Annotated in this window: 8 protein-coding genes; 1 reads left to right on the forward strand and 7 read right to left on the reverse strand. The window is 68.9% G+C overall.

What is annotated here, in order from left to right:
• Positions 1 to 131: 131 nt before the first annotated feature.
• Positions 132 to 1,187, reverse strand: a complete 1,056-nt coding sequence (locus FXN61_RS42420) for an amidohydrolase family protein (protein WP_167979498.1) — start codon at positions 1,185 to 1,187, stop codon at positions 132 to 134.
• A 2-nt stretch (positions 1,188 to 1,189) separates the two neighbouring features.
• Positions 1,190 to 2,752 (reverse strand): signal recognition particle protein, encoded by a 1,563-nt coding sequence (gene ffh, locus FXN61_RS42425; protein ID WP_167979499.1) that lies wholly within the window; start codon positions 2,750 to 2,752, stop codon positions 1,190 to 1,192.
• A gap of 92 nt (positions 2,753 to 2,844) precedes the next feature.
• On the opposite strand from ffh, the gene FXN61_RS42430 reads away from it, so the two are divergent.
• Positions 2,845 to 6,456 carry an nSTAND1 domain-containing NTPase gene (locus tag FXN61_RS42430; RefSeq protein ID WP_223165834.1) on the forward strand — a complete coding sequence of 1,204 codons (3,612 nt, stop codon included), beginning with the start codon at positions 2,845 to 2,847 and terminating at the stop codon, positions 6,454 to 6,456.
• On the opposite strand, the gene FXN61_RS56020 is transcribed toward FXN61_RS42430, so the two are convergent.
• From FXN61_RS56020 to FXN61_RS56760, 5 genes are all read right to left on the reverse strand, one after another.
• Positions 6,449 to 7,063 carry an HAD family hydrolase gene (locus tag FXN61_RS56020; protein ID WP_167979501.1) on the reverse strand — a complete coding sequence of 205 codons (615 nt, stop codon included), beginning with the start codon at positions 7,061 to 7,063 and terminating at the stop codon, positions 6,449 to 6,451. The two genes, FXN61_RS42430 and FXN61_RS56020, sit on opposite strands and share 8 nt — an antisense overlap.
• Positions 7,060 to 7,620, reverse strand: coding sequence for an AAA family ATPase (locus FXN61_RS42440; RefSeq protein ID WP_167979502.1), 561 nt, complete (start codon positions 7,618 to 7,620; stop codon positions 7,060 to 7,062). Before FXN61_RS42440 ends, FXN61_RS56020 begins: the two co-directional genes overlap by 4 nt.
• 68 nt (positions 7,621 to 7,688) lie before the next feature.
• A complete protein-coding gene (locus FXN61_RS42445; protein ID WP_167979503.1) occupies positions 7,689 to 8,684 on the reverse strand; it encodes a hypothetical protein in 996 nt (331 codons plus the stop codon).
• Between the two features lie 318 nt (positions 8,685 to 9,002).
• Entirely contained in the window at positions 9,003 to 9,482 is a 480-nt protein-coding gene (locus tag FXN61_RS56755; RefSeq protein WP_376770807.1) for a bifunctional uridylyltransferase/uridylyl-removing enzyme family protein, read from the reverse strand.
• A partial coding sequence (locus tag FXN61_RS56760; RefSeq protein WP_376770808.1) for an HD domain-containing protein occupies positions 9,449 to 10,235 on the reverse strand: 787 nt, incomplete at its 5' end. The genes FXN61_RS56755 and FXN61_RS56760, both read right to left, overlap by 34 nt.

Here is a 10,235-nt window from a genome sequence, read left to right on the forward strand (position 1 = left end):
CTAGACAGCTCCACTTCACAACCAGAGGCCTTCGCCTGTCTTCACGACAGGCCGTCACCCGCCCAAACCGGAACAACGTCCCTGGACATCACAGCTAGTGGCATGGCCCGGCAACGTTCCGGGCCACGCCACTAATGGATCCGGCCCCTGAGCATGATCATGCGCGGCGTCCGCAGGACCTCGAGGTTCTCACGAGGATCCTCGTCGTAGACCACGATGTCCGCGGCCGCGCCCTCGGTCAGCGACGGGAAGCCCAGCCACTCGCGGGCACCCCACGACGCGGCGCCGATGGCCTCCGACGCGCTCAGGCCCACGCCGTGCAGCGCGATGATCTCGTCGACGATGCGGCCGTGCTGGATGCCACCGCCCGCGTCGGTGCCCGCGTAGACCGGTACACCGGCCTCGATCGCGGACGCCACGGTCGTGGAGACGCGGGCGTGCAGGTCACGCATGTGGTTCGCATAGGCGGGGTACTTGCCGGCCCTGTCCGCGATGCCGGGGAACGTCTCGATGTTGACCAACGTGGGCACCAGCGCGGTGCCCTGTGACGCCATCAGCGAGATCATGTCGTCGGTCAGGCCGGTGCCGTGCTCGATGCAGTCGATGCCCGCGTTGATCAGGCCCGGCAGCGCGTCCTCGCCGAAGACGTGGGCCGTCACGCGGGCGCCGGCGGCGTGGGCGACCTTGATGGCGTCCGCCAGTTCGTCGTCCGTCCACAGTGGAGCGAGGTCGCCGACGCAGCGGTCGATCCAGTCGCCGACCAGCTTCACCCATCCGTCGCCGTACGCGGCCTGCTCGGCGACGGCGGACGCCAGATCCGACTCGATCTCCACGCCGATGTGCGGGAGGTAGCGCTTCGGGCGGGCGATGTGGCGGCCCGCCCTGATGATCCGCGGCAGGTCCAGACGTTCCTGCAACGGCGTGGTGTCGATCGGCGAACCGCAATCGCGGATCAGCAACGCACCCGCGTCGCGGTCCGTCAGCGCCTGCTCGACGGCCTCGGCCAGCTCGACGCCACCCTGCGGGCCCAGACCGACGTGGCAGTGCGCGTCGACCAGGCCAGGAACCAGGAACCCGCCGTCGACCACGGTCTGCGCGTTCGGCACCGGGCGGGTGCGGACACGACCGTTGACAACCCACAGGTCACGCGGTTCGCCGTCCGGCAGGACGACGCCGCGCAGGTGCATGGTCACTTCTTCTTGTCGTCCCCGTCGAACTTGAACTTCGACGGGTCGAAGCCGGGCGGAAGCTCGTTCATGCCGCCACTGAGATCAGGCAGACCGCCGCCGCTAGGCATGCCGGGCATCGCGCCGGGAGGCATACCGGGCATGCCACCGGGGAACATGCCGGGGAAGCCGCCCTTGATCTTCGGCGGCGTCGGGCCACGTCCCTTGCCCTTCTTCCCCTTCTTGCCCTTGCGGTTCTTGCTGCCGCCACCGCCGCCGAAGCCCATCCGGCCGGCCATCGCCGACATCATCTTGCGGGCCTCGAAGAAGCGGTTGACCAGGTCGTTGACGTCGCTGACCTTCACGCCCGACCCGTTCGCGATGCGCAGGCGGCGCGAACCGTTGATGATCTTCGGGTCGTCGCGCTCCGCCGGGGTCATGCCGCGGATGATCGCCTGGATGCGGTCGAGGTGCTTCTCGTCCAGCATCCCCAGCTGGTCCTTCATCTGACCGGCGCCAGGGAGCATGCCGAGCAGGTTCGCGATCGGGCCCATCTTGCGGATCGCGAGCATCTGCTCCAGGAAGTCCTCTAGCGTCAACTGGCCGGAGTGCAGCTTCTGCGCGGCCTTCTCGGCCTGGTCCTGGTCGAAGTGCTGCTCGGCCTGCTCGATCAGCGTCAGGACGTCGCCCATGCCCAGGATGCGACTCGCCATCCGGTCCGGGTGGAAGACGTCGAAGTCCTCGAGCTTCTCGCCGTTGGACGCGAAGAGGATCGGCTGGCCGGTGACCTCACGGACCGACAGCGCGGCACCACCGCGGGCGTCGCCGTCGAGCTTGGTCAGCACCACACCGGTGAAGCCGACACCGTCGCGGAACGCCGTGGCCGTGTTGACCGCGTCCTGACCGACCATCGCGTCGACCACGAACAGGACCTCGTCCGGGTCGACCGCGGCCCGGATGTCGATGGCCTGCTTCATCATCTCCTCGTCGACACCCAGCCTGCCGGCCGTGTCGACGAGGACGATGTCGTACTGCTTCGCCTTGGCTTCCTCGACACCGCGGCGCGACACCGAGACCGGGTCGCCGACGCCGTTGCCGGGCTCGGGAGCGAAGACGGGCACGCCCGCGCGCTCACCGACCACCTGAAGCTGCGTCACCGCGTTCGGGCGCTGCAGGTCGGCGGCGACGAGCAGCGGCGTGTGGCCCTGGCCCTTCAGCCACTTGGCCAGCTTGCCGGCGAGCGTCGTCTTACCCGCACCCTGCAGACCCGCCAGCATGATCACCGACGGCGGGTTCTTCGCGAGGTTGAGCCTGCGGGTCTCGCCGCCGAGGACGTTGACCAGCTCCTCGTTGACGATCTTCACGACCTGCTGCGCCGGGTTCAGCGCCTGGTGCACCTCGGAGCCCTTGGCGCGCTCCTTCACCTTCGCGATGAAGCCGCGCACAACGGGCAGCGCGACGTCGGCCTCGAGCAGGGCGACCCTGATCTCGCGCGCGGTCGCGTCGATGTCGGCGTCGCTGAGCCGGCCCTTGCCGCGAAGGCCCTGGAGAACAGTGGTCAGCCGGTCGGAAAGCGTGGAGAACACGCCTCCCAGACTAGCCAACGCCACCGTCACCCGAGGTGCGGCTCCCCAACGGCCTCCGGAACGGGTCCTCCTTCAGGCCCGAATGATGCAGGATGCTCCGGGTGGGTCGGATCTTCCTCAGCTACCACGGACACGACGAGGGCAACGACATCGCGCTCCACCTGCGCGACTCGCTGCTGACCGCGGGCTTCGAGGACGTCCACGCCTACACCGCCCCCGGCTCCGGCCCCGACGTCTCGCTGCCGTGGAAGGACAGCCTGCGCCGCGAGCTCCTCGGCGCGGACGCGTTGATCGTCGTCACCTCCCCCGGCTCCTACTCCGAGTGGTGCACCTGGGAGTCGTCGGTCTTCCGCGAACGCAAACCGCACGCCCCCTGCATCGAGTTCTTCAGCGCCCGCTCGCGGAACCGCGCGATCCTCAACGACCTGCAGGCCCAACGCGTCGACCACACCGACGCCGCTTCGCTGGCCGCCGCCCGCGACACGACGATGCTCGCGCTGGAACGCGCCGGCGTCACCAAGGCCGCGACCACCACTTCACCGTTCCCCGGCCTGAAAGCGTTCGACGAGCACCAAGCCTCGCTCTTCTTCGGTCGCGAGGACGACGTCCAACGGCTGGCCGAACCGTTGCTCGGACGCCGGGAGTTCGGCGCTCTCGCCGTGATCGGCCCGTCAGGAACGGGCAAGTCATCGCTGCTGCAGGCGGGTTTGATCCCTCTGCTCCGACGTGAGGGCTGGACGATCATCGGCCCGCTCACGCCGTCGCAGGGGGTGCTGCCGGCGATCGAAGGCCCCGGACGGCGGCTCGTGGTGCTCGACCAGGCCGAGGAGCTGCTGATCGGCGACTCCACCGCGCTGGTGCGACGACTCGTGGCCGCCAGCCAGGGCGAGGCCTGGGTCGTCCACGCGGTCCGCGCCGACTTCCTCGACGAACTGATGCGGCACGAGGACCTCGAGCTGCTCTTCCGCGACAACTTCCTGGTCACGCCGCTCACCAAGGCCGAGATCCCGATGGTGGTCAACGGCCCGCTACGCGCACTCGGCTGGAGCGTCGACGACGCCGCGCTGGGCCTCATCCAGGAAGACGCGAGCCGCGAGTCGCTGCCCCTGCTGGCTTTCGCGCTGGAGAACCTGTGGCGCCACGTCAACCGCGACGGCGAACGCGCGCCCAGGCCGATCACCCGTGCCGAGTACGTCGCGTCCGGACGTGTGATGGACGTGCTGCGGCGGCAGGCCGACGAGGCCTTCGCGATGGCGCGCGACCTGGTGCGCGAGGACGACGGGTCGTGGCCGAAGGTGAGCGACGCCGAACGCCGGGTGCTGCGAACGTTGCGGCTTCTGGTGTCGGTGGACGAAGGCGGGAAGTTCACCAAACGAGCGGTGGCGGTGGCGGAACTCTCCCCGGACGAGCGGCAGCTGCTCGACCCGTTCATCACCAACCGTGTGCTCACCGCGACACGGGAGTCGATCGAGGTCACGCACGAAAGCCTCTTCCTGCACTGGCCGCGGCTGCGCGAAGGTTTGGAACGAGACCACGCCGCGCTGCGCGCCCGCCGTGAGGTCGAGGACATCGCCAAGGAGTGGGTGAAGCACCCCGACCAGGTCATCGCCCCGTCCCGGCTCGTCTCGTTGCTCACCGTGCTGTCACCCGCAGACGACACGTTCCTGCACCTCTCCGCCGACGCGCTGCAGTTGCTCCAGTTGTCGTCGCAGCAGAAGGTGGATGACGACGTGCGGCGGGCAAGTTCGCTCGATCCAGTCGACGCGCTGCACGTTCTCGCCGGTGACGACTTCACGGTACGGCTGCTCCTGCACGCCCCCGATCTGTCCGGCTGGCGGCAATCGTTGTTGCGTGCCATGGCTTCCACCCACCGGCTGCGCTCGTACAGCGGACACACGGCCGGCGTCTGGGGCGTGGACTGGTCGCCGGACGACACGATGCTGGTGACCGGATCGAAGGACGGCACGGTCAGGGTGTGGAACGCCGAGACCGCTGTTTGCCTGCACGTGTTCTCACACGGCGGAGACCTCCGCGGCACCGGCCCCGGCTGGGTGCGATCCGTCGCCTGGTCCCCGAACAGCGATGTCGTCGCGTCGGTCGCGACCGACGAAACGCTGAGGTTGTGGTCCACAGGGGACAAGCGGGAAATCCGCGTGGTCGGCTTGCCGGACCGTCCGTGGTCGGTGAGGTTCGACGCCAAGGGTGACCGGGTGCTGGTCGCTTGTGCGGACGGTGGCGCCTACCTGTGGGACGTCGACGGTCAGAGCGGAGCGCCTGTGCACGAGGTCCGGGCAGTGGTCAAAACCGGCGAGCAGAGCACCGTGCGCTTGTGGGATGCGGACATCTCGTCCGACGGCAGGTGGATCACCATCGCGAGGGACGACGGCATCGTCGGAATCGAGGGAGTCGGCCACCGTTCGACGAGCACGCTGTCCAAGCGCCATTGGACGAACGCGGCGGTGCGATCGGTCCGGTTTCACCCGCACGACCCGGAGATCTGGGCGAGTGGGGACGGACGCTCGAGAGCCGTGCTCGACAGTCCCATCGGACAAACGCACTTCCGCGGGCATTCAGACCGGGTGCGCAGAGTGAGCTGGTCGCCGAGCGGTACCAGGATCGCCAGCGCCTCGGCAGACGGAACCGCCCGAGTCTGGAGCGCCGCGACGGGAGCGGAGTTGTTGTGCCTGCGCGGCCATGATCAAGGCGTCTGTGATGTCGCCTGGTCGCACGAGGGGGATCAGCTGGCCACGGTCGCGGACGACGGCACTCAACGCGTGTGGAAGATCGGCTCGGAACCGAGCGCCGACTGGTTCGACGCGAGGGGTGAGGTGCTCGCACTCGCGCGGAATCCCGTGTCCGGTGAACTGACGATCGGTCTCAACTCCATCATCGATCGCACCTACAACTGGCAGTGCTCCCTCGCGTGGACACCGGACGGGCAACGGCTTGCGATCGGTTCCGACGACGGGGTGGTCACCGTTCAGGACCAGGAGGGAGCTCTGGTCGCACAGCTCAGAGAGACGACCGACCGAATCAATGACGTGCACTGGTCGTCGGACGGAACGCTGCTGGCCGCTGTTTGGCGAGACCGAACACGGCTTCCCAGGGTCTACAGCCGCGATGGCGAGCTGCTCACTCCTCCGGCGTGGAGGCGGCACTCCGAGGACCTCAGAGCGGTGGCATGGCATCCGCACCGCCAGATCTTCGCTGTCGCGGGCGAGGACAACCTGGCGGTGAACTCGATGGATCGCACGCTGTGCTCGTTCACGGCGGGCAAGTGCTTCACCTCCATCGCCTGGCATCCGGAACAGGACGTGCTCGCCGCAGGATGTGACGATGCGACGATCATGCTGTTTCGCCTGGCCGACGACCTCGTCAAGGTTGGCGAACTACGCGGCCACGCGGACTGGATTCGCGCAGTGGCCTGGTCACAGGACGGCCGCAGCCTGCTCACCGCGTCATGGGACGGAACGGCCCGTGTCTGGGATTCCGCAACCAGCGGGCAACGCACGGCGCTGCTCGGCCACAGCGGTCCGGTGACCGCCGCGCTCTGGTTGCCAGACGGAACGGTGATCACCGGCTCCTTGGACAGAACGGTGCGGTATTGGGACGTCGCGGACGGTTTCACGCGTCCGCTGTCCGGCACCGCACACGGCAACGACGTCGCCGACCTCATCGCGGAGGCCCGGCTGCGGATCAGCTGATTCCGTGGCGCGCCAACGCCTCCAACAGCACCGGCTCGCGCCGCCCCACCGGAGCCGTGGAAATCTGCGCGAACCGCAACCCGGCAGCAACGGCCGCGCCATCCGAAACGGGGTCATCGCCGACGTACAAGCACTCGGACGGATGAACGTCCAGCCGAACGCACGCGGCGTCGAAAGCCCGGACAGAAGGCTTGGAGAAACCGATCTCGTACGACAACGCGAAGGCGTCCACCGCCAGCAACTCCCGCGAGAACACCGACCGGATGTCCCACGAGATGTTGCTCAGCACCCCGACCTTCAGCGGCCGCGCAGCCGCCAAAGCCTCGGCGGTGTCGGGGTAGGGCAGCCAGAAAGCCGGGTTGTGCAGGCGCTGGAACAGGTCGTCGTTCATCGTGAGCCCGGCCAGCCGGAACAGGGTCCAGTAGGCCGAACGGTTCGCCAGCGCAGTCAGGTCGCGAGCCTCCCACACGGCGCGTTCAGCGGCGTTCATGCGCGCCACGAACGGCGCCGGAGCGCGCAGCACCGACAGGTGGGGAGGCGAGAGCCATCGGTAGGTCGGACGCCCGAAGAGGGTGCCTGCGAAGTCGAAGAGGACAGCCTTGATCACGACACCATGATGCGCAGACCACCCGAGGTTCCCGCACGGGTGAGGAGCGTCACGCTCCCGAATCCGAACGGCACCCAGCCCGCCTCGAACTGCGCGCGCATCGACGAGCCGCGGCGGACGTGGCGTTCGAACGCGTGAGTCCGCACCAGGCGGCGGCGGGCGATCTGGCCGTCCAGGGCCTGGGCCGCCGAGGCGTCCAGCCACAGGAAGTGGCGTCGACGCCCCGACAGCAGGCCGGCGGCCACCAGCATGAAGCGCGTGCCGGGCCTGGTGGACGGTTCGTGGACGACCAGCAGGCCCGCGCAGAACAGTGCCGCCCAGAACACGCGCAACCGGTGTGTGAGGTGCACGAAGACGCGCCAGTACTTGTACGGCAGGGGCATCCGCGGCTCCAGCCACATGCGCACCTGGTCGGAGTCGAGCACGGTGACCGGCTCGTCCGCGTCCAGGCGGGTGAGCAGCGTCGTCTTGCCCGCGCCGGGGATGCCGGCGAGGACTACGAGCGAGCGCGGCTGCACCCGGACGACAGCGGTCTGCGTGTTCAACACGGCGGTCATGTCCTAAAAGACGTCTTGACCATCCTTCTCGTTCAGTTTGGTCCGATTTCAGGCGAAATGCACAGGGTTCAGCGCCACACGACGGCTCGGTAGATGCCGTCGGCGAAGGTCGCCACGCCGATGACCTGCCCGACTTCGCTCAGTCCCGTCACGGTGTGGCGTGCGGCACCCGACAGCGCCGGCAGCAACGTTTGAGTGCCGCTCAGGTTCCACGTCGCGGCCGTGGTGCCGACGGTGCCCGCGACGACACCGGAGTTGTTCACCTCGGAAGCACGCGAGGGCGCGGGCGCCAGCGGAGCGCTGCCGCCGCCGAAGAGGTCCCACCGGAAGGCCTGCGACGACAACTCCCCGACCGCGAAACCGTTGTCGCTGAGGTCGAACGGCCGCGCGCCCGTGCCCAGCTGGGTCCGGCCGTTGCGCAGCCACAGCACTCCGTTGGTGCCGACGGTGCCGCCCGCGTCGCCGAGCTCGTTGTTCGCGATCAACGTGCCCGCGTCGAGCACGGTCCGCACACCGGACGCGTTCCACCGGACCACGTCACCGCCGGTGTACCCGATGGCCCAGTTGGCGTTGGTCACGCGGTGCGCATTGCCGGCGCCCAGGACCGTCGCGACGCCGGTCGAGTCCCAGAGCACCGCCTGGCTCACGCCGTTGATGGTCGCGGTGCCGGCGACGGTGCCGGAGTCGTTGACGTCGTAGGCAACGGAGCTCGTCGCGCCCGCGACCGTCAGCTGCACCAGCGAACCGGAGACGTTCCACTTCACCGCTTGCGCTTGGTTGGCCGAGTTCACGGCGTAACCGACGACCACGCTGTCGCGGTTGATGGCCGCCGCCCACGAGTCGAACCCGAGGTCCGCGAGCTTCTTGATGCCGTCGAACCGGTCCCACCGCACGGCGTGCTGCGAGGTGCCGGTTCCGTAGGAGACACCGGCGATGGAGCCGGCGTCGTTGATGTCCACCGCGGAACTCCGGAGATCACCCGGCAGGGTGCCGAGGTCCTCCACGGCCAGCGGAGCCGCTTGGGCGGACGGTGCGAACAGGAGAGCCGCCGAAACGGCAGCCACCAATGCGATTCTCAACGTGTTCCTCCCCAGTCAGAACAACGAAACTCGACCATGCCCGGACCCGTCAGCGGTTGTCCAGGAAGCTGTCTCGTTGTCAAGAACCGGGAAACACCGGCCGGAGCCGCCGGCGGTGTGATTGCGCGGTGCCTCCCCCGGCGCCGCCAATGATCACCGTCGGCCTGCCCCGGCCGGGCCTGCCCGTCCAGAAAGTGTTCCACCCCTCGAGGACGCTTTCCGGACACCACGAAGACTGCCGGGTTCCGGAAGCACTGAGGAGCGTGAGCACCCCGAGAGGTTGTGCGTAGAGCTACTCAACCTCTACCTGGCCGCGTCCAGCACCGCCCGCTCGATTCGCCGCCGATCCAGATCCGCGCCCGCGATGCTGAACGAGTCGACGACCGTCGCGCCCAACGTGGACACACGCGCCCACTGCACGTCGACGCCGCACTGCTCCAGTGCACTGGCCACGCGGTGCAGCAGCCCGATCCGGTCGGCGGCACGCAGTTCCAGCACCACCGCGCCGGTCGACTCGTCGTCGAACCACAGCACCTTCGCCGGCGGCGGGTCGAGCGGCGGGCCTCCGTAGTCGCGTTCCTTCGCGGCGAGCTTGTCCGCCAACGGCAATGAGCCCTCGATCGCCCTGGACAGCTGTTCACGCAGCAGCGACGCGTCCGGCAGCGAACCGAACCGCGGCGACACGGTGAACGCGTCCACCGTCGCGCCACCGTGCGAGCGCAACGTCGCCGCGTGGACCTCCAGCGAGTTCAACGCGAGCACACCGGCGGCCTTGGACAGCACGCCCGGCCGGTCCGCGCGAGCACCGTCACGACCGCCGCGTGGTCCTGCTTCTCCAGCAGTACGTCCGGTTTTCCTGATGCCGCAACGCGTTCCGCCATGACCACGAAGGACGGATCCAGCGGTTCCGGCTTGGGGAGCGCCTCGCCGGCCATCGCCGTGCGGCAGCGGGCGACCAGGTCGGCCATCAGCGCGGCCTTCCAGTCCGTCCACACACCGGGCCCGGTCGCGAGGGAATCCGCCTCCGACAAGGCGTACAGCAGCTCCAGCAGCACCGCGTCGCCGCCGAGCGTCTCCACCACCCGGTGGACGGTCGCCTCGTCCTCGACGTCACGGCGAGTCGCGGTGTGCGGCAACAACAAGTGGTGGCGCACCATCGCGGACAGCGTCTCGACGTCCTGCGGCCACAACCCGATCCGCTCACCGATCTGGGTCGCCAGTGCGGCGCCCACCTCGGAGTGGTCCTGCTGCCGTCCCTTGCCGATGTCGTGGATCAGCGCGCCCAGCAGCAAAAGGTCCGGCCGCGACACGGTCGTCGCCAGCCGTGCGGCGTGCGCGACCGTCTGCACCAGATGCCGGTCGACCGTCCACATGTGCGCGGCGTCGCGCGGCGGCAGGTCCCGGACCGCGCCCCACTCCGGGAACAGCCGGCCCCACAAGTCCGGTGCGTCCAACGCCTTCCACGACGTCCACGAGCCGCTGCCGCTGCCCAGCACGCCCAGCAGCTCCTCGCGGCTCCGCGCGGCCACGGCTGGC

The sequence above is a fragment of the Lentzea indica genome (assembly GCF_012184385.1).
GTDB classification, from domain to species: domain Bacteria; phylum Actinomycetota; class Actinomycetes; order Mycobacteriales; family Pseudonocardiaceae; genus Lentzea; species Lentzea indica.

What these genes read in the sequence shown, in the direction of transcription:
- FXN61_RS42420 (WP_167979498.1), bottom strand. Translation starts at nt 1,187, where the DNA reads ATGCACCTGCGCGGCGTCGTCCTGCCGGACGGCGAACCGCGTGACCTG.
- FXN61_RS42430 (WP_223165834.1), top strand. Translation starts at nt 2,845, where the DNA reads ATGCTCCGGGTGGGTCGGATCTTCCTCAGCTACCACGGACACGACGAG.
- FXN61_RS42440 (WP_167979502.1), bottom strand. Translation starts at nt 7,620, where the DNA reads ATGACCGCCGTGTTGAACACGCAGACCGCTGTCGTCCGGGTGCAGCCG.